Origin of the sequence: Streptomyces colonosanans (assembly GCF_001866645.1) — a bacterium.
Taxonomy (GTDB): Bacteria; Actinomycetota; Actinomycetes; order Streptomycetales; family Streptomycetaceae; genus Streptomyces; species Streptomyces colonosanans.
The window spans coordinates 77030-96953 of the sequence record NZ_MLYP01000007.1 but is presented as its reverse complement, the minus strand read 5'-3'; the positions used below and the strand labels follow the sequence as shown (position 1 = coordinate 96953).

Sequence of the window (19924 nt, the reverse complement as noted above, 5' to 3'; positions counted from 1 at the left end):
TTACGTCATGGGACTCGAAGAAAAGCTGCCGAGCGGCTTCCTCTTGACCACCGTCGAGCAGGCCGCGGGCTGGGTGCGCAAGTCGTCGGTCTTCCCGGCCACCTTCGGTCTGGCCTGCTGTGCGATCGAGATGATGACCACCGGCGCCGGCCGCTACGACCTGGCGCGCTTCGGTATGGAGGTCTTCCGCGGCTCACCCCGCCAGGCGGACCTGATGATCGTCGCAGGCCGGGTCAGTCAGAAGATGGCGCCGGTGCTCAGGCAGGTCTATGACCAGATGCCCGCTCCCAAGTGGGTGATCTCCATGGGGGTCTGCGCCTCCTCGGGCGGCATGTTCAACAACTACGCGATCGTCCAGGGCGTCGACCACATCGTCCCCGTCGACATCTATCTCCCCGGCTGTCCGCCGCGGCCGGAGATGTTGATGGACGCGATCCTCAAGCTCCACCACAAGATCCAGACCTCCAAGCTCGGCGTCAACGCCGAGGAGGCGGCCCGCGAGGCGGAGGAAGCGGCGCTCAAGGCCCTCCCGACGATCGAGATGAAGGGGCTGCTGCGATGAGCGACGCGAAGAGCAATCACGCGAACACTCCGGGCAACGGCGCGAACGGGGCCGCGGCGAACGGGAGCGGCGGCAACGGCACCAACCCCGAGAAGGACCTCGGCGCCGCCAACCTCCCCGGCATGCGCGGCGACCACGGCGAGGAGATCCGCGTTCAGCGCGGCATGTTCGGCGCCAACAACGGCGGTGACACCTCCGGCTACGGCGGTCTGGTCCGCCCCGTGCGGCTCCCGGGCGCGGCCACCCGCCCCTACGGCGGCTGGTTCGACGAGGTCGCCGACGAACTGGAGGGCGCCCTGGAGGAGCAGGGCATCGTCCCCGAGAACGCCATCGAGAAGACCGTCGTCGACTGCGGCGAGCTGACCTTCCACATCGAGCGCGAGTTCCTCGTCGCCGTCGCCCAGATCCTGCGCGACGACCCGGCGCTCCGCTTCGAACTGTGCACGGGTGTAAGCGGAGTGCATTACCCGGGCGACAAGGGCCGGGAACTGCACGCCGTTTACCACCTGCGGTCGATCACCCACAACCGGCTGATCCGTCTCGAGGTCAGCGCGCCCGACGCCGACCCGCACATCGCGTCGCTCGTCTCCGTCTATCCCACGAACGACTGGCACGAGCGCGAGACGTACGACTTCTTCGGCCTGGTCTTCGACGGCCACCCGGCCCTGACGCGGATCATGATGCCCGACGACTGGCAGGGCCACCCGCAGCGCAAGGACTACCCCCTCGGCGGCATCCCCGTCGAGTACAAGGGCGCCCAGATCCCGGCTCCGGACCAGCGGAGGTCGTACTCATGAGCACACAGACCCCTTCCTCCTCCCACCCGTCGCCCGGCCACCACTCCTCATCGGGTTCCTTCGGGACGCAGAGTTCTCCGCGCGAGACCACCGAAGGCACCGTCTACACGGTCACCGGCGGCGACTGGGACGAGGTCGTCCAGTCCGCGGCCCGCGCCGACGACGAGCGCATCGTCGTCAACATGGGCCCGCAGCATCCCTCCACGCACGGCGTGCTCCGGCTCATCCTGGAGATCGACGGCGAGACCGTCACCGAGGCCCGCTGCGGCATCGGCTACCTGCACACCGGTATCGAGAAGAGCCTCGAATACCGCACGTGGACGCAGGGCACCACGTTCGTGACGCGCATGGACTACCTCACGTCGTTCTTCAACGAGACGGCGTACTGCCTCGCCGTCGAGAAGCTCCTCGGCATCGAGGATCAGGTCCCGGACCGCGCCACGATCATCCGCGTGCTCCTGATGGAGCTGAACCGGATGTCCTCCCACCTGGTGTGCATCGCCACCGGAGGCATGGAGCTCGGCGCCACCACGATCATGATCTACGGCTTCCGCGACCGGGAGATGATCCTCGACCTCTACGAGCTGATCACCGGCCTGCGGATGAACCACGCCTACATCCGCCCCGGCGGGCTCGCCCAGGACCTGCCGCCCGGCGCGGTGGACCAGATCCGCGAGTTCGTGAAGAAGATGAAGAAGAACCTCCCGGAGTACGACAAGCTCGCCACCGGGAACCCCGTCTTCAAGGGCCGTATGCAGGACATCGGCTATCTCGACCTCGCCGGCTGCATGGCCCTCGGCGCCACCGGTCCGATCCTGCGCTCGGCGGGCCTGCCGCACGACCTGCGCAAGACGCAGCCCTACTGCGGTTACGAGACATACGACTTCGACGTCCCGACCGCCGACACCTGTGACTCCTACGGCCGCTTCCTCGTCCGCCTGGAGGAGATGCGCCAGTCGCTCAGGATCATCGAGCAGTGCCTGGACCGGCTGCAGCCCGGCCCGGTCATGGTCGCCGACAAGAAGATCGCCTGGCCCGCCCAGCTCGCCCTGGGACCGGACGGGCTCGGCAACTCGCTCGACCACATCAAGAAGATCATGGGCACCTCCATGGAGGCCCTGATCCACCACTTCAAGCTGGTGACCGAGGGCTTCCGTGTCCCGCCGGGACAGGCGTACACGGCCGTCGAGTCACCCAAGGGCGAACTCGGAGTGCATGTCGTGTCCGACGGCGGCACCCGCCCCTACCGGGTCCACTTCCGCGACCCGTCCTTCACCAACCTGCAGGCCATGGCGGCGATGTGCGAGGGCGGCCAGGTCGCCGACGTGATCGTCGCCGTCGCGTCCATCGACCCCGTGATGGGAGGCGTCGACCGGTGACCAACAGTTCTTCGGAGCGCGGCGTCGGCCTGGGCATGCCCCAACTGCCCGCGCCCGCCTACCCGGACGACGTTCGAGCCCGGCTCGAACGGGACGCGCGCGAGATCATCGACCGCTACCCGGACTCGCGGTCCGCCCTCCTGCCGATGCTGCACCTCGTGCAGTCGGAGGAAGGCCATGTCACGCGTACCGGGATGCAGTTCTGCGCAGACATGCTGGACCTGACCACGGCCGAGGTCACCGCGGTCGCCACCTTCTACACCATGTACCGCCGCAAGCCCTCCGGTGACTACCAGGTGGGTGTCTGCACCAACACCCTGTGCGCCGTGATGGGCGGCGACGCGATCTTCTCCGCCCTCCAGGAGCACCTGGGCGTCGGCAACGGCGAGACCACCGGCGACGGCAAGGTCACCCTGGAGCACATCGAGTGCAACGCGGCCTGCGACTTCGCGCCGGTCGTGATGGTCAACTGGGAGTTCTTCGACGACCAGACCCCCGAGAGCGCCAAGCGCATGGTGGACGACCTGCGCGCGGGACGGCAGGTCGAGCCCACCCGCGGCGCCCCCCTGTGCACCTTCAAGGAGACGGCCCGGATGCTGGCCGGCTTCCCCGACGAACGGGACGGGGCCGTCGAGGCGACCGGCGGCGCGGGCCCGGCCTCACTGGTCGGACTGCGGCTGGCCAAGGGGGAGACCCCCGCCGCGCGCGTGGTGCACCCGCGGCACGGCGGGCCGCACGACGAGCCGCAGGACGCGGTGCAGGACACATCGGCCCCCGACCACCCGTCGCCCAACCGCACGTCTGATTCGGCCGGGCCCGTCGACGAGGAGGGGCAGTGATGACTTTGGCACCCGAGAACGGGGGCACCGCCCGCGGATTCGAGAGCGAGGGAGAGAGCAGCCCCGAGAAGCTGCTGACACCCGTCCTGTCGGCCTTCTGGGACGAGGACAAGTCCTGGACGCTGGACGTCTACCAAAGGCACGAGGGGTACGAGGGGCTCCGCAAGGCCCTCACCATGTCACCGGACGACGTGATCGCGTACGTCAAGGACTCCGGACTGCGCGGACGCGGCGGCGCGGGGTTCCCCACCGGAATGAAGTGGCAGTTCATTCCCCAGGGTGATGGCAAGCCTCACTATCTGGTTGTCAACGCCGACGAGTCGGAGCCCGGAACCTGCAAGGACATTCCGCTCCTCTTCGCGAACCCGCACAGCCTCATCGAGGGCATCATCATCGCGTGTTACGCCATCAGGTCGTCGCATGCCTTCATCTACCTGCGGGGTGAAGTCGTCCCCGTACTGCGGCGGTTGCACTCGGCCGTGCGCGAGGCCCATGCGGCGGGCTACCTCGGCAAGAACATCCTGGGCAGCGGACTCGACCTCGAACTCACCGTGCACGCGGGCGCGGGCGCGTACATCTGCGGTGAGGAGACCGCGCTGCTGGACTCGCTCGAAGGCCGCCGTGGTCAACCGCGGCTGCGTCCCCCCTTCCCTGCCGTCGCGGGCCTCTACGCGTGCCCGACTGTTGTGAACAACGTCGAGTCGATCGCTTCGGTTCCCGCGATCCTGAACCGGGGCAAGGAATGGTTCCGGTCGATGGGCAGCGAGAAGTCCCCGGGCTTCACGCTCTACTCGCTCAGCGGCCATGTCGCGAGCCCCGGCCAGTACGAGGCCCCGCTCGGGATCACGCTCCGCCAACTCCTCGACATGAGCGGCGGTATGCGGCCCGGTCACCACCTGAAGTTCTGGACGCCCGGCGGCTCCTCCACGCCGATGTTCACCGACGAGCACCTCGACGTCCCGCTCGACTACGAGGGCGTGGGCGCCGCCGGTTCCATGCTCGGCACCAAGGCCCTGCAGTGCTTCGACGAGACGACCTGCGTGGTCCGCGCCGTCACCCGCTGGACCGAGTTCTACGCCCACGAGTCCTGCGGCAAGTGCACGCCCTGCCGCGAGGGGACGTACTGGCTCGTGCAACTGCTGCGGGACATCGAGGCCGGCAAGGGCACGATGGCCGACCTCGACAAGCTCGCCGACATCGCCGACAACATCAACGGCAAGTCGTTCTGCGCCCTCGGCGACGGCGCCGCCTCGCCGATCTTCTCCTCCCTCAAGTACTTCCGCGCGGAGTACGAGGAGCACATCACGGGCCGGGGCTGCCCCTTCGACCCGGCCAAGACCACGGCCTGGGCGGACAAGCCCGCGGAGGTGAACGCATGACCATGGCGACCAACGCTCCCGCCGGGGGCGGCCAGGCGGGCCTCCCGCCGGAGGACCTCGTCACGCTGACGATCGACGGCGCCGAGATCAGCGTGCCCAAGGGCACCCTCGTCATCCGCGCCGCCGAACAGCTCGGCATCGAGATCCCCCGCTTCTGCGACCACCCCCTGCTCGACCCGGTCGGCGCCTGCCGCCAGTGCATCGTCGAGGTCGAGGGCCAGCGCAAGCCCATGGCGTCCTGCACGATCACGTGCACGGACGGGATGGTGGTGCGCACCCAGCTCACCTCGTCCGTCGCCGAGAAGGCCCAGAAGGGTGTGATGGAGCTTCTGCTCATCAACCACCCGCTGGACTGCCCGGTCTGCGACAAGGGCGGCGAGTGCCCCCTGCAGAACCAGGCCATGTCGCACGGCCAGGCCGAGTCCCGCTTCGAGGGCAGGAAGCGTACCTACGAGAAGCCCGTCGCGATCTCCACGCAGGTCCTGCTCGACCGCGAGCGGTGCGTGCTGTGCGCCCGCTGCACCCGGTTCTCCAACCAGATCGCGGGCGACCCGATGATCGAGCTGCTCGAGCGGGGCGCGCTCCAGCAGGTCGGAACCGGTGAGGGCGACCCCTTCGAGTCGTACTTCTCCGGGAACACCATCCAGATCTGCCCGGTCGGCGCGCTCACCTCGGCGGCGTACCGCTTCCGCTCCCGCCCCTTCGACCTCGTCTCGTCGCCGTCGGTGTGCGAACACTGCTCCGGCGGCTGCGCGACCCGTACCGACCACCGGCGCGGCAAGGTCATGCGGCGCCTCGCGGCCGAGGACCCCGAGGTCAACGAGGAGTGGATCTGCGACAAGGGGCGGTTCGCCTTCCGGTACGCGCAGCTCAAGGACCGGCTCGACCGGCCGCTCGTGCGGCGCGAGTCCGGTGAGCTGGAGCCCGCGTCCTGGCCGGAGGCACTCCAGGTCGCGGCACGGGGCCTGCTGGCCGCGCGCGGCCGGGCCGGTGTGCTGACCGGCGGACGGCTCACCGTCGAGGACGCCTATGCGTACAGCAAGTTCGCGCGCGTGGCGCTCGACACGAACGACATCGACTTCCGCGCGCGCGTGCACAGCGACGAGGAGGCAGACTTCCTGGCCGCCCGGGTCGCCGGACGCGGCCGCGACCTCGACGGGACGGGTGTCACGTACACCTCCCTGGAGAAGGCCCCCGCCGTCCTGCTCGTCGGGTTCGAGGCCGAGGAGGAGGCACCCGGTGTCTTCCTGCGGCTGCGCAAGGCCTGGCGCAAGCACGGGCAGCAGGTCTTCTCGCTCGCCACGCACGCCACCCGGGGTCTGACGAAGACCGGCGGCACGCTGCTGCCCGCCGCGCCCGGCACCGAGACCGAGTGGCTGGACGCGCTCGCGAGCGGGACGGGCCTGCAGGAGGACGGCGCACGGGCGGCCGAGGCGCTGCGCACCGAGGGCGCGGTCATCATCGTCGGCGAACGCTTCGCCGGTGTGACGGGCGGGCTCACCGCTGTCGTACGGGCCGCGGTGGCGACCGGCGCCGAGCTGGTGTGGATCCCGCGCCGGGCCGGGGAACGCGGTGCCATCGAGGCGGGTGCGCTGCCCTCACTGCTGCCGGGCGGTCGTCCGGCCATCGACCCGCGCGCGCGGGACGAGGTCGCCGCCGCCTGGGGCATCGCCGCACTCCCGCACCGCTACGGCCGCGACACGGCCCAGATCGTCGAGGCCGCGGCCGGCGGCGAGCTGCGGGCGCTGGTGGTCGCCGGCGTCGAGGTCGCCGATCTGCCCGATCCGGCACGCACGCGTGCCGCACTCTCCGCGGTGGACTTCCTGGTCTCCCTCGAGCTGCGTCCCAGCGACGTCACCGAGCACGCGGACGTGGTGCTGCCGGTCGCGGCGGTCGCCGAGAAGGCCGGCACCTTCCTCGACTGGGAGGGACGGGCCCGCCCGTTCGAGGCCGCGCTCAAGCCCGACCAGATGACCCGCCCCCTGGCACCCACCGACGCGCGCGTGCTCCAGATGCTCGCCGACGCGATGGACATCCATCTGGGGCTGCCCGATCTGCGCACCGCGCGCACGGAGCTGGACCGGCTCGGCACCTGGGACGGAGCGCGGGCGGACGATCCGGTGGGGACCTCCGACCGGCTGCCGCGCCCGGCCGCCGGGGAGGCCGTGCTCGCCGGGCACCGGCTGCTGCTCGACCAGGGCCGCCTCCAGGAGGGCGACGACGCGCTCGCCGGAACACGGCACGCCGCACGCGCGCGCGTGTCGGCCGCCACCGCCGCCGAGGCCGGCGTCGAGGACGGCGATCCGCTGACCGTGAGCGGCCCGTCCGGAACCGTGCAATTCCCGTTGCAGATCACCGAGATGCCCGATCACGTGGTCTGGCTCCCGATGAACTCCACCGGCGGCGGCGTCACGTCCGACACCGGGGCGCTGCCCGGCACCCTCGTCCGCATCGGCCCGGCCGCGCCGACCGCCGAAGCCCCCAAGGAGGCGAAGGCATGAGCCCGTACCTCGCCGCTGAAGACCTCTCCATGTTCGGCCACGACCCCTGGTGGCTGGTCGTCATCAAGGCGGTCTTCTGCTTCGCCTTCCTGATGGTGACCGTGCTGTTCTCCATCGTCTGGGAGCGCAAGGTCGTCGCCTGGATGCAGCTGCGCATCGGCCCCAACCGGCACGGCCCCTGGGGCATGCTCCAGTCGCTCGCCGACGGCGTGAAGCTGATGCTCAAGGAAGACGTCATCGTCAAGCGCGCGGACAAGGTGGTCTACGTCCTCGCGCCGATCGTCGCGGCCATCCCGGCCTTCATGGCGATCGCGGTGATCCCGTTCGGGCCCGCAGGCAACGAGATCTCGATCTTCGGCCACCGTACGACGATGCAGCTCACCGACCTGCCGATCGCGTTGCTCTACATCCTCGCGGTCGCCTCGGTCGGCATCTACGGCATCGTGCTGGCGGGCTGGAGTTCCGGATCCACCTATCCGCTCCTCGGCGGTCTGCGCTCCTGCGCGCAGATGATCTCGTACGAGATCGCCATGGGTGCCGCCTTCGCCTCCGTGTTCCTCTACTCGGGGTCGATGTCGACGTCGGCGATCGTCGAGCAGCAGCACGACCGCTGGTACATCGTGCTGCTGCCGGTCTCCTTCGTGATCTACATCGTGACGATGGTCGGTGAGACCAACCGCGCACCCTTCGACATGCCGGAGTCCGAGGGAGACCTGGTCGGCGGCTTCAACACCGAGTACTCGTCGATCAAGTTCGCGATGTTCATGCTCGCCGAGTACGTGAACATGGTGACGGTCTCGGCCGTGTCGACCACGCTCTTCCTGGGCGGCTGGCGGGCCCCGTGGCCGATCAGCACCGTCTGGGAGGGTGCGAACCACGGCTGGTGGCCGATGCTCTGGTTCGTCATCAAGGTCCAGCTGCTGCTGTTCTTCTTCATCTGGCTGCGCGGCACGCTCCCGCGCGTCCGCTACGACCAGCTGATGAAGCTCGGCTGGAAGGTTCTCATCCCGGTCTCCGTGGTCTGGCTGATGCTCGTCGCGACCGTGCGTGCGCTGCGCAACGAGAACTACGGCTTCGGCGACATCGCCCTGTACGTGGCCGGCGGCGTCATCACGCTGCTGGTGCTGTCGTTCGTCGTCGACATGTTCCGCGGCGCGAAGGCGAAGGAGGACGCGCAACCCGCCGGGGAACCGGCCGCCTTCGACCCGATGGGGGGCGGCTTCCCCGTACCGCCGCTGCCGGGACAGACGCTTCCGCCGGTGCCGCGACGCCGCTCGCGCCGGGAGCGGGAGCTGATTGTCAGTGGCGGAACGGACACTGTCAGTGACGGAACTTCGGATGGAAAGGAGGCGTCCGATGGCTGAGGAGCCCAAGGAGACCGCACCCGGTTTCCTGAACCCCGTGGCCGGCTTCGGCGTGACCTTCAGGGCCATGTTCAAGAAGCGGCTGACCGAGCAGTACCCGGAGCAGAAGAAAACCACGGCTCCGCGTTTTCACGGCCGGCACCAGCTCAACCGCCATCCGGACGGCCTGGAGAAGTGCGTCGGCTGTGAGCTGTGCGCCTGGGCCTGCCCCGCCGACGCGATCTATGTGGAGGGCGCGGACAACACGGACGAGGAGCGTTACTCCCCGGGCGAGCGCTACGGGCGCGTCTACCAGATCAACTACGCCCGCTGCATCCTGTGCGGCCTGTGCATCGAGGCGTGCCCCACGCGCGCGCTGACGATGACGAACGAGTTCGAGCTGGCGGACTCCAGCCGGGCCAACCTCATTTACACCAAGGAACAGCTGCTCGCCGGCCTCGAAGAGGGCATGGTCGACACCCCCCACGCCATCTACCCGGGGATGGACGAACAGGACTACTACCGGGGCCTGGTGACGGAGGCCGCGCCCGGCACGGAGCGCCAGGTCGCCGTCTCCAAGGGCGAGAAGCCCGAGGAAGAGGGGGCTGACGCATGACCACGCAGCTTGCCGCCTACACCACCTCCACAGGCGAGGCCTTCCAGTTCTGGGTCCTCGCGACCGTGGCGGTGATCGGCGCCCTGTGCACCGTCTTCATGAAGAAGGCCGTGCACAGCGCGCTCTGCCTGGCCGGCACCATGATCGTCCTGGCGGTGTTCTACCTCGCCAACGGTGCCTACTTTCTCGGGATCGTGCAGATCGTCGTCTACACCGGCGCGATCATGATGCTGTTCCTGTTCGTGGTGATGCTGGTCGGTGTCACCGCGGCGGACTCCCTGCGGGAGACCATCAAGGGCCAGCGCTGGCTGGCCCTGCTGTGCGGGGTCGGCTTCGGTGTCCTGTTGCTCGGAGGCATCGCCAACGCGTCCCTGAAGGACTTCGACGGCATCGGCAAGGCGAACGCCGGGGGCAATGTGGAGGGCCTGGCCGCTCTCATCTTCACCAGGTACGTGTTCGCCTTCGAAATCACCGGTGCCCTGCTCATCACGGCCGCGGTCGGCGCCATGGTGCTCACCCACCGCGAGCGCACCGAGCGGGCCCGGACCCAGCGCGAGCTGTCGGAGCAGCGCGTACGGGAGGGCAAGCACGTACCGCCGCTGCCGGCGCCCGGCGTCTACGCCCGGCACAACGCGGTGGACATCGCGGGCCTTCTCCCGGACGGCACCCCGTCCGAGCTGACCGTCAACAAGACGCTGCGGGACCGCGGCCAGATCCGCGATGTCTCCGATGAGGCCCTCAGCGATCTCAAGGCCCTGGAACAGCGCGCCGCCGAGCGCCTGGAGCGGGCCGAGGACGAGCGGCCGACGCACAAGAGGACCGAGGAGGCGTCGAAGTGAACCCGGTCAACTACCTGTATCTCGCCGCCCTGTTGTTCACGATCGGCGCGACCGGCGTGCTGATCCGGCGGAACGCGATCGTGGTGTTCATGTGCATCGAGTTGATGCTCAACGCCTGCAATCTCGCGTTCGTCACCTTCTCCCGGATGCACGGCAATCTCGACGGCCAGATCATCGCCTTCTTCACGATGGTCGTCGCCGCCGCGGAGGTCGTGGTCGGGCTCGCGATCATCGTGTCGCTGTTCCGTACCCGCCACTCGGCCTCGGTCGACGACGCCAGCCTGATGAAGCTGTGAGGGGTCGCTGAATCGTGGAGAACCTGATTGCGCTGCTGATCGCGGCGCCCCTGCTCGGAGCGGCCGTACTGCTGTGCGGCGGCAGAAGGCTGGACGCGGTCGGCCACTGGCTCGGCACACTGCTGGCCGGCCTCTCCTTCGTGCTCGGTGTCGTCCTCTTCACCGACATGCTCGGCAAGGCCGCCGGCCAGCGCGCCGTGACCCAGCATCTGTTCAGCTGGATCCCGGTGGCCGGCTTCCAGGCCGACGTCACCTTCCGGCTCGACCAGCTGTCGATGACGTTCGTCCTGCTGATCACCGGCGTCGGCTCGCTCATCCACCTGTACTCGGTCGGGTACATGGAGCACGACGAGCGCCGGCGTCGCTTCTTCGGCTATCTGAACCTGTTCCTCGCGGCGATGCTGCTGCTCGTCCTCGCCGACAACTACCTGCTGCTGTACGTCGGCTGGGAGGGCGTCGGCCTCGCCTCGTACCTGCTGATCGGCTTCTGGCAGCACAAGCCCAGTGCGGCGACCGCAGCGAAGAAGGCGTTCCTCGTCAACCGCGTCGGCGACATGGGCCTGTCCATCGCGATCATGCTGATGTTCACGACGTTCGGGACCTTTGCCTTCGTGCCGGTCCTCCACAGCGCGGACAGTGCCGGCGAGGGCAAGCTCACCGCCATCGGGCTGATGCTGCTGCTGGCCGCGTGCGGCAAGTCCGCCCAGGTGCCGCTGCAGTCCTGGCTCGGGGACGCCATGGAGGGCCCGACCCCGGTCTCGGCCCTCATCCACGCCGCGACCATGGTGACGGCGGGTGTCTATCTGATCGTCCGCTCCGGCGCCATCTTCAACGCAGCGCCCGACGCACAGCTGGTCGTCACCGTGGTCGGCGCCGTCACGCTCCTCTTCGGTGCGATCGTCGGTTGTGCGAAGGACGACATCAAGAAGGCGCTGGCCGGCTCGACCATGTCGCAGATCGGCTACATGGTGCTCGCCGCGGGCCTCGGCCCCATCGGCTACATCTTCGCGATCATGCACCTGGTGACGCACGGCTTCTTCAAGGCCGGGCTGTTCCTCGGCGCCGGTTCGGTCATGCACGGCATGAACGACGAGGTCGACATGCGCAGGTACGGCGGCCTCAGGACGTACATGCCGGTCACCTTCGTGACCTTCGGGCTCGGCTACCTCGCCATCATCGGCTTTCCGGGTCTGTCCGGCTTCTTCTCCAAAGACAAGATCATCGAGGCGGCGTTCGCCAAGGGAGGCGCCGAGGGCTGGATCCTCGGCGGTGCGGCCCTGCTGGGCGCGGCCATCACCGCGTACTACATGACGCGCGTGATGATCATGACGTTCTTCGGTGAGAAGCGCTGGCAGCCGGACGAGCAGGGCAACGAGCCGCACCCGCACGAGTCGCCCGGGGTCATGACGATCCCGATGATCGTGCTCGCCGTCGGGTCGGTGTTCGCGGGCGGGTTCTTCTCGATCGGCGACCGCTTCGTGCACTGGCTGGAGCCCGTCACCGGTCACGCGGAGGGCAATTCGCCGGTCAGCGCGATGACGGTCACGGTCGCCACCCTGGTGCTGCTCGTCGTGGGCGCCGGCATCGCCTACGCCCAGTACGGCCGCCGTCCCGTTTTGGCCGTCGCCCCGCGCGGATCGCTGCTCACCCGCGCCGCCCGGCGCGACCTCCTCCAGGACGACTTCAACCACGTCGTCCTCGTCCGCGGCGGAGAGCACCTCACGCGCTCCCTGGTGTACGTCGACCACACCCTGGTCGACGGTGTCGTCAATGGCACGGCGGCCTCGGTCGGCGGCCTGTCCGGCCGGCTGCGCCGGCTGCAGAACGGCTTTGCGCGGTCGTACGCGGTCTCGATGTTCGGCGGCGCGGCGGTGCTCGTCGCCCTGACCCTGCTGATGAGGGCGGTCTGATAGCGATGTCCTTTCCTCTGCTGACAGCGACGGCGGCGCTCCCGGCCGTGGGGGCGCTCGCCACGGCAGCCGTACCGGCCGCCCGGCGCACCACTGCCAAGTGGCTGGCGCTGACCGTCTCGCTCGCCACCTTCGTCCTGGCGGCGGTGATCGCGGTCCGCTTCGAGCCGGGAGGCGCTCGCTACCAGCTCACCGAGTCCCATGCCTGGATCAAGGACTTCGGGGTGCGGTACGAGCTGGGGGTGGACGGCATCGCGGTGGCGCTCGTCGCCCTGACCGCGCTGCTGATCCCGTTCGTGATCCTGGCGGGCTGGCACGACGCCGACCCGATGGAGACCGGGAGTCGGCGCTGGCGGCCGACGCAGGGCTTCTTCGCCCTGATCCTGGCCGTCGAGGCGATGGTGATCCTCTCCTTCGAGGCCACCGACGTCTTCGTCTTCTACATCTTCTTCGAGGCCATGCTCATCCCGATGTACTTCCTCATCGGCGGCTTCGGGGACCGTGCCCATGAGCACGGAGAGAAGGCGGCGTCCACGCAACGGTCCTACGCGGCCGTGAAGTTCCTCCTCTACAACCTGGCCGGCGGCCTGATCATGCTGGCCGCGGTGATCGGCCTGTATGTGCAGGCGGGGAACTTCTCGCTCCCGGAGATCGTGCAAGCGCGGGCGAGCGGCTCGCTCCACATGGCGACCAGCACCGAACGCTGGCTGTTCCTCGGCTTCTTCTTCGCCTTCGCGGTGAAGGCGCCCCTGTGGCCGCTGCACACCTGGCTGCCCAACGCCATGGGGGAGGCCACCGCCCCGGTCGCCGTGCTGATCACGGCGGTCGTCGACAAGGTGGGCACATTCGCGATGCTGCGCTTCTGCCTCCAACTGTTCCCGGAGGCGAGCAAGTGGGCGACACCCGTCATCCTCGTTCTGGCGCTCATCAGCATCATCTACGGGGCACTGCTCGCGGTCGGCCAGCGGGACATCAAGCGGCTGGTGGCGTACGCGTCGATCTCGCACTTCGGCTTCATCATCCTGGGCATCTTCGCGATGACCAGCCAGGGCCAGTCCGGCGCGACGCTCTACATGGTCAACCACGGGATCTCGACGGCCGCCCTGATGCTGGTGGCGGGCTTCCTGATCTCGCGCCGCGGCTCGCGTCTGATCGCGGACTACGGAGGCGTGCAGAAGGTCGCGCCGGTGTTGGCCGGCACGTTCCTGATCGGCAGCCTGGCCACCCTGTCCCTGCCGGGGCTGGCGCCGTTCGTCAGTGAGTTCCTGGTCCTGGTCGGCACGTTCACGCGGCACCCGGCGATCGGCATCATCGCCACCCTCGGCATCGTGCTCGCCGCGCTCTACACCCTCGTCCTCTACCAGCGGACGATGACGGGCCCGGTGAAGGCGGAGGTCGCCGAGATGCCGGACCTGCGGGTGCGGGAACTCCTGGTCGTCGCCCCGCTGATCGCATTGCTGATCTTCCTGGGTGTCTACCCGAAGCCGGTCGCCGACATCGTCAATCCGGCGGTCCGGCAGACCATGTCCGACGTACATCAGACCGATCCCCAGCCCAAGGTGGAGGCGGCGAAGTGAGCACAGCAGCCGTCCACAGCCTGTGGACAACCGCGGCCGATCCGATCTCGAAGTTCCAGGCCCCGAAGATCGAGTACGGCCAATTGTCGCCGACGTTGATCGTCATCGGTGCGGCGCTCGTCGGGGTGCTGATCGAGGCGTTCGTCCCCCGCAAGTCCCGTTACTACGCACAGGTGTTCATCTCGGTCGTCGCGCTCGCCGCCGCGTTCGCCGCGGTGGTGGCGCTCGCGGCGGGCGGGTACGGCACCACCAAGGCGCACATCGCGGCGATGGGCGCGCTCGCGGTCGACGGACCGTCCCTGTTCCTGCAGGGGACGATCCTGCTGGCCGGCCTGCTCGGCGTGTTCACCTTCGCCGAGCGGCGCCTCGACCCGGAGGCGCACGGCAACCGGGTCGACTCGTTCGCCGCGCAGGCTGCGTCCGCGCCGGGCAGCGAGAGCGAGAAGGCCGCCGTGAAGGCCGGGTTCACGACGACCGAGGCGTTCCCGCTGCTGCTGTTCGCGGTCGGCGGCATGCTCGTCTTCCCGTCGGCGAACGATCTGCTGACCCTCTTCGTCGCTCTGGAGGTCTTCTCGCTTCCGCTGTACCTGCTGTGCGCCCTGGCCCGCCGCAAGCGGCTCATGTCGCAGGAGGCCTCGGTCAAGTACTTCCTGCTCGGCGCGTTCGCCTCCGCGTTCACGCTGTTCGGCATCGCACTGCTGTACGGGTACGCGGGCTCGGTGTCGTACGCGACGATCGCACAGGTCGTCGACGGCACGGTCGCGAACGTCGACCCGGCCCTGGCCAACACCATGGGCAACGATGCACTGCTGCTCGTCGGCGCCGCGATGATCGTGATGGGTCTGCTGTTCAAGGTGGCCGCGGTGCCGTTCCACATGTGGACGCCGGACGTGTACCAGGGTGCGCCGACTCCGGTGACCGGCTTCATGGCGGCGGCGACCAAGGTGGCGGCGTTCGGCGCGCTGCTGCGGCTGCTGTACGTGGTGCTGCCGGGTATGCGCTGGGACTGGCGGCCGGTGATGTGGGCCGTCGCGATCGTCACCATGCTGGGCGGTGCGATCGTCGCGATCACGCAGACCGACATCAAGCGGCTGCTGGCGTACTCGTCGATCGCGCACGCCGGGTTCATCCTCGCGGGTGTCATCGCGACCACGCAGAACGGCGTGTCCTCGGTCCTGTTCTACCTGGCGGCGTACTCGTTCGTGACGATCGGCGCGTTCGCCGTCGTGACCCTGGTCCGCGACGCGGGCGGCGAGGCGACCCACCTGTCCAAGTGGGCCGGGCTCGGGCGCAGGTCACCCTTGGCGGCGGCCGTGTTCGCGGTGTTCCTGCTGGCCTTCGCGGGCATCCCGCTGACCTCCGGTTTCGCCGGGAAGTTCGCCGTGTTCAAGGCGGCGGCGGAAGGTGGGGCGATTCCGCTGGTCGTGATCGGTGTGATCTCGTCGGCGATCGCCGCGTTCTTCTACATCCGTGTGATCGTCCTGATGTTCTTCAGCGAGCCGCGCCCCGAGGGGCCGACGGTGGCGGTCCCGTCGCCGTTGACGCTGACGGCTATCGGAGTCGGAGTGGCGGTCACGCTGGTACTGGGCGTGGCGCCGCAGTACTTCCTGGACCTGGCGAGCCAGGCGAGCGTGTTCGTGCGCTGACGGGTGGTTCCCGCACGCGGCGGCCCGGCACCCGCTCGGGGGGTGCCGGGCCGCCGTGCGTGTGCGGAACCGGGTTACTGCTTGGGCGCGTGGCGCGTCCTGATCTGGGTGAGGTCCAGGTCCATCGGGAACGGAACGTCCGCCTTCATCCGCTCGCGGAAGATTCCCACACTGGTGTACGTGCCCGTGGTGGGCTCCAGCTCGAAGGCGTGCACGGCGGCGCGGCCGTTCTCGTTCTCGATCCGCCAGTAGTGGGGGATCTTGGCCCTGGCGTACTTCAGGGGCTTGGTCTCCCGGTCGCGGGAGACGGAGTCCTCCGAGACGACTTCGATGGCCAGGACGACGGCATCGGCCGGGAACCGGGTTTGCTGCGGGTCCTCCACCACGTGACCGCGCACTACGACCACGTCCGGCTCGGGCCTGTTCTGCCTGTCGAGATCGATGGTGAACTCGCGGAACACCTCAAGGTCCGCAGGTGCCAGAGACTGTAGCTGCCACTTGAAGTAGTCGATGGCACGTTCGTGAAAGATGGTCTGCGGACTCACGAAGACCAGGCTCCCGTCGATCAGTTCCGTGTGTGGAGGCAGATTCGGAAGCCGGTCCAGGTCGTCGGCGGTCCAGCCGCCCTCGGGCGGGATCGGCCACGTGGATCCTGACGCCTTCGGTGCGACGCTCATCAGTGCTCCCATAAGACGGAGTCTCGCCGGTGCATTCAGACTATCGACCGGAATCGGGCAGGTCTCCCATGCACGTGTGAACGAGTGTCGTGTCCTTGACCAGCACGGGGCAGGCGGCCTGTGGATAACTTCGGGGCTGTCGGCGCGGGCCCCTATCGTGGATGCAGTGGTCGAGGGACGACGCACGGGGGACGGGCGATGGACGGGACGAGTGTGATGACCGAGGCGGGCGTGAGGCCGGCGCCGGAGAGCGGGAGCGAGGCGCTGGCCCAGCTGCACCGGGTCTTCGGATACGAGGCCTTCCGGGGCGACCAGGAAGCGATCATCGAACATGTGGTGTCCGGCGGGGACGCCGTCGTCCTCATGCCGACCGGCGGCGGCAAGTCGCTCTGCTACCAGATCCCGGCCCTGGTCAGACCCGGCACGGGCGTGGTGATCTCCCCGCTGATCGCACTGATGCAGGACCAGGTGGACGCGCTGCGGGCACTCGGCGTGCGCGCCGGGTTCGTGAACTCCACACAGGACTTCGACGAGCGGCGCGTGGTGGAGGCGGAGTTCCTAGCCGGTGAGCTGGACCTGCTCTATCTGGCCCCGGAGCGGCTGCGTCTGGAGTCCACCCTCGGCCTGCTCGCGCGCGGCAAGATCTCGGTCTTCGCGATCGACGAGGCGCACTGCGTGTCGCAGTGGGGCCATGACTTCCGGCCCGACTACCTGGCGCTGTCCCTGCTGGGCGAGCGCTGGCCGGACGTCCCCCGGATCGCGCTCACGGCGACGGCGACGCACACGACCCACCAGGAGATCACCGGGCGACTGAACATGCCGGACGCCCGTCACTTCGTGGCGAGCTTCGACCGGCCCAACATCCAGTACCGGATCGTGCCGAAGGCCGACCCCAAGAAACAGCTGCTGTCGTTCCTGCGGGAGGAGCACGCGGGCGACGCGGGCATCGTGTACTGCCTCTCGCGGAACTCGGTGGAGAAGACCGCGGAGTTCCTGACCCGCAACGACGTCGAGGCGGTGCCGTACCACGCGGGCCTGGACGCGGGCACACGCGCGGCGCACCAGTCCCGCTTCCTGCGCGAGGACGGCCTGGTCGTGGTCGCGACCATTGCGTTCGGCATGGGCATCGACAAGCCGGACGTACGGTTCGTCGCCCACCTGGACCTGCCGAAGTCGGTCGAGGGCTACTACCAGGAGACGGGCCGTGCGGGCCGTGACGGACTGCCGTCCACCGCCTGGATGGCGTACGGGCTGAACGACGTCATACAGCAGCGCAAGCTGATCCAGTCCGGAGAGGGCGACGAGGCGTTCCGCCGCAGGGCCCAGGCGCACCTGGACGCGATGCTGGCGTTGTGCGAGACGGCGCGCTGCCGCCGTGGCCAGTTGCTGACCTACTTCGGCCAGGATCCCGAGACCGGAGCCTGCGGAAACTGCGACACGTGCCTGGTGCCGCCCGACACCTGGGACGGCACGATCGCGTCGCAGAAGGTGCTGTCCACGGTGTGGCGGCTGGACCGGGAGCGGCGGCAGAAGTTCGGTTCCGTGCAGATCGTCGACATCCTGCTGGGGCGGCGCACGGCCAAGGTCATCCAGTTCGACCACGACCAGTTGTCCGTGTTCGGTAAGGGCGAGGAGCTGACCGAGGGTGAATGGCGGGGTGTCGTCCGGCAGTTGCTGGCGCAAGGGCTGCTCGCTGTGGAGGGCGAGTTCGGGACGCTGGTGCTGACGGAGGCGAGCGGGGCGGTGCTGCGGGGGGATCGCGAGGTGCCGTTGCGCAGGGAGCCGAAGAAGCCGGCCGTGTCCCGGTCGTCGTCGGGGACCGCCCGGTCGGACCGCAAGCCGAAGACGGCCGCCGCCGAGCTGCCCCCGGAGCTGGCACCCGCCTTCGAGGCCCTGCGCGCCTGGCGCGCCGAACAGGCCCGGGAACAGGGCGTGCCCGCGTACGTCGTCTTCCACGACGCCACGCTCCGGGAGATCGCCACGGTGCGGCCGTCGACGGTGGCGGAGCTGGGTGGCGTCAGCGGAGTGGGCGAGAAGAAGCTGGCGACGTACGGGGAGGGGGTGCTCGGGGTGCTGGCGTCACTGGGCGGTGCACCCGGGGCCGTCGCGCCGGCCCCGGACGACGCCCCGGGACCGGACGACTGGCAGGAGCAGGAGCAGGAGCAGGAGCAGGAGCCGGAGCCAGAGCCGGAGGACTGGCCGGAAGCCGGCCTGGCCGACTAGTGCCCCGGCGGGCACCGTTCGCCCCGTCGCGGCGCCCGGCACACCGGGCGCCGCTCCCGGACGGGTCGTGCCGTCGGCAGACGTGCGGTGCGCCTCAGACCGAGGTGTCGACCGCCGGTACCACCCGGCCCGTCACCTCGCCGAGCCCCACCCTCGTCCCGTCCGGCCCCGGCGCCCAGGCGGTCAGCGTCACCACGTCGCCGTCCTCCAGGAACGTCCGCTTGCCGTCAGGGAGTTCGAGCGGATCCCGTCCGTTCCACGTCAGTTCGAGGAGCGAGCCGCGCTCGTGCTCCGCCGGGCCGCTCACGGTGCCCGAGCCGTACAGGTCGCCGGTCCGCAGCGACGCCCCGTTCACCGTCATGTGCGCCAGCTGCTGGGCGGCCGTCCAGTACATCGTCGAGAACGGAGGCTCGGAGACGACATGGCCGTTGATCGCGACGGAGATGCGCAGGTCGTAACCCGCCGGTTCCTCCTGCGCGTCGTCCAGGTACGGCAGTAGCGCGTGCGTGCGCGCCGGTGGCGCCACCCGCGCCTCCTCCAGCGCGTCCAGCGGGGTGATCCACGCCGAGACCGACGTGGCGAACGACTTGCCGAGGAACGGTCCGAGCGGCACGTACTCCCAGGCCTGGACGTCCCGGGCCGACCAGTCGTTGAGCAGGCACAACCCGAACACATGGTCCCGGAACCCGGACAGCCCCACCGGCAGGCCGTGCTGCGAGGGGACCCCCACCACGAACCCCACCTCCGCCTCGATGTCCAGGCGGACGGAGGGGCCGAAGACCGGCGCCAGGTCCGTGGGAGCCTTGCGCTGCCCCTGCGGTCGCACGACGTCCGTGCCCGACACCACCACCGTCCCCGACCGGCCGTGGTAGCCGATCGGCAGGTGCTTCCAGTTGGGGGTCAGGGAGTCCGCCGCGTCCGGGCGGAAGATCTGCCCGACATTGCGGGCGTGGTTCTCGGAGGCGTAGAAGTCGACATAGTCGGCGACCTCGAAGGGCAGGTGCAGGGTCACCTCGGAGAGTGGGCGCAGGAGGGGCTCGACGGTCTCCTGGTGCGCGGGCACCGTCACCCAGGCCGTCAGCGCCCGGCGCACGTCCGACCAGACGGTGCGGCCCGCCGCCAGCAGCGGGCCCAGGGACGGTTGCGCCAGCAGGGAGGCGTAGGGGGAGCCGAGCGCCGTCGCCGCGGCGCCCGCGTCCAGCACGTGGTCGCCCAGCCTGACGCCCACGGTCCGCTTGTCGGAGCCGGCCGGCGAGAACACGCCGTAGGGGAGGTTGTGCGGGCCAAAGGGGTCGCCCTCGGGGACATCGAAGGGGGGCATGGGATGCTGCCTCGCTTTC

The 19924-nt window shown here is 69.3% G+C and carries 16 protein-coding genes; 14 read left to right on the top strand and 2 right to left on the bottom strand.

The features are described 5' to 3' along the window. Positions 1-7: 7 nt before the first annotated feature. Genes BIV24_RS03400 through nuoN form a run of 13 tightly spaced genes read left to right on the top strand, consistent with a single transcriptional unit; the run spans position 8 to position 15684 of the window. Complete coding sequence (locus BIV24_RS03400; protein WP_071364611.1) at positions 8-562, top strand: NuoB/complex I 20 kDa subunit family protein; 555 nt, start codon at positions 8-10, stop codon at positions 560-562. Beyond that, on the top strand, positions 559-1359 hold the full coding sequence (locus tag BIV24_RS03395; protein WP_071364610.1) for an NADH-quinone oxidoreductase subunit C: 801 nt from the start codon (positions 559-561) through the stop codon (positions 1357-1359). The genes BIV24_RS03400 and BIV24_RS03395 overlap by 4 nt, the downstream gene beginning before the upstream one ends. Next, positions 1356-2738, top strand: a complete 1383-nt coding sequence (locus BIV24_RS03390; protein ID WP_071364609.1) for an NADH-quinone oxidoreductase subunit D — start codon at positions 1356-1358, stop codon at positions 2736-2738. The genes BIV24_RS03395 and BIV24_RS03390 overlap by 4 nt, the downstream gene beginning before the upstream one ends. After that, positions 2735-3577, top strand: coding sequence for an NADH-quinone oxidoreductase subunit NuoE (nuoE, locus tag BIV24_RS03385; RefSeq protein WP_071364608.1), 843 nt, complete (start codon positions 2735-2737; stop codon positions 3575-3577). The genes BIV24_RS03390 and nuoE overlap by 4 nt, the downstream gene beginning before the upstream one ends. Continuing rightward, on the top strand, positions 3574-4956 hold the full coding sequence (nuoF, locus tag BIV24_RS03380) for an NADH-quinone oxidoreductase subunit NuoF (RefSeq protein WP_425442509.1): 1383 nt from the start codon (positions 3574-3576) through the stop codon (positions 4954-4956). Before nuoE ends, nuoF begins: the two co-directional genes overlap by 4 nt. Next, a complete protein-coding gene (locus tag BIV24_RS03375; RefSeq protein WP_071364606.1) occupies positions 4953-7457 on the top strand; it encodes an NADH-quinone oxidoreductase subunit G in 2505 nt (834 codons plus the stop codon). Before nuoF ends, BIV24_RS03375 begins: the two co-directional genes overlap by 4 nt. Continuing rightward, a complete protein-coding gene (nuoH, locus tag BIV24_RS03370) occupies positions 7454-8821 on the top strand; it encodes an NADH-quinone oxidoreductase subunit NuoH (protein WP_071364605.1) in 1368 nt (455 codons plus the stop codon). The genes BIV24_RS03375 and nuoH overlap by 4 nt, the downstream gene beginning before the upstream one ends. Beyond that, positions 8814-9416, top strand: coding sequence for an NADH-quinone oxidoreductase subunit NuoI (nuoI, locus tag BIV24_RS03365; RefSeq protein ID WP_071364604.1), 603 nt, complete (start codon positions 8814-8816; stop codon positions 9414-9416). Before nuoH ends, nuoI begins: the two co-directional genes overlap by 8 nt. Then, complete coding sequence (locus tag BIV24_RS03360; RefSeq protein ID WP_071364603.1) at positions 9413-10255, top strand: NADH-quinone oxidoreductase subunit J; 843 nt, start codon at positions 9413-9415, stop codon at positions 10253-10255. Before nuoI ends, BIV24_RS03360 begins: the two co-directional genes overlap by 4 nt. Continuing rightward, positions 10252-10551 (top strand): NADH-quinone oxidoreductase subunit NuoK, encoded by a 300-nt coding sequence (gene nuoK, locus BIV24_RS03355; protein WP_023547474.1) that lies wholly within the window; start codon positions 10252-10254, stop codon positions 10549-10551. The genes BIV24_RS03360 and nuoK overlap by 4 nt, the downstream gene beginning before the upstream one ends. Before the next feature lie 14 nt (positions 10552-10565). Beyond that, entirely contained in the window at positions 10566-12461 is a 1896-nt protein-coding gene (gene nuoL / locus BIV24_RS03350) for an NADH-quinone oxidoreductase subunit L (protein ID WP_071364602.1), read from the top strand. A gap of 5 nt (positions 12462-12466) precedes the next feature. After that, a complete protein-coding gene (locus BIV24_RS03345) occupies positions 12467-14038 on the top strand; it encodes an NADH-quinone oxidoreductase subunit M (protein ID WP_071364601.1) in 1572 nt (523 codons plus the stop codon). Further along, on the top strand, positions 14035-15684 hold the full coding sequence (gene nuoN / locus BIV24_RS03340; protein ID WP_071364600.1) for an NADH-quinone oxidoreductase subunit NuoN: 1650 nt from the start codon (positions 14035-14037) through the stop codon (positions 15682-15684). The genes BIV24_RS03345 and nuoN overlap by 4 nt, the downstream gene beginning before the upstream one ends. A 74-nt stretch (positions 15685-15758) precedes the next feature. Here the strand turns inward: nuoN and BIV24_RS03335 are convergent, their stop codons facing one another. After that, positions 15759-16361: a Uma2 family endonuclease gene (locus BIV24_RS03335; protein ID WP_071364688.1), complete on the bottom strand. Its 603-nt coding sequence runs from the start codon at positions 16359-16361 to the stop codon at positions 15759-15761. A gap of 198 nt (positions 16362-16559) precedes the next feature. Between BIV24_RS03335 and recQ the strand changes: the two genes are divergently transcribed. Beyond that, complete coding sequence (gene recQ, locus BIV24_RS03330; protein WP_071364599.1) at positions 16560-18584, top strand: DNA helicase RecQ; 2025 nt, start codon at positions 16560-16562, stop codon at positions 18582-18584. Positions 18585-18678: 94 nt separating this feature from the next. Here recQ and fahA read toward each other — a convergent pair whose 3' ends face one another. Beyond that, a complete protein-coding gene (gene fahA / locus BIV24_RS03325) occupies positions 18679-19905 on the bottom strand; it encodes a fumarylacetoacetase (protein WP_071364598.1) in 1227 nt (408 codons plus the stop codon). Positions 19906-19924: the final 19 nt, after the last annotated feature.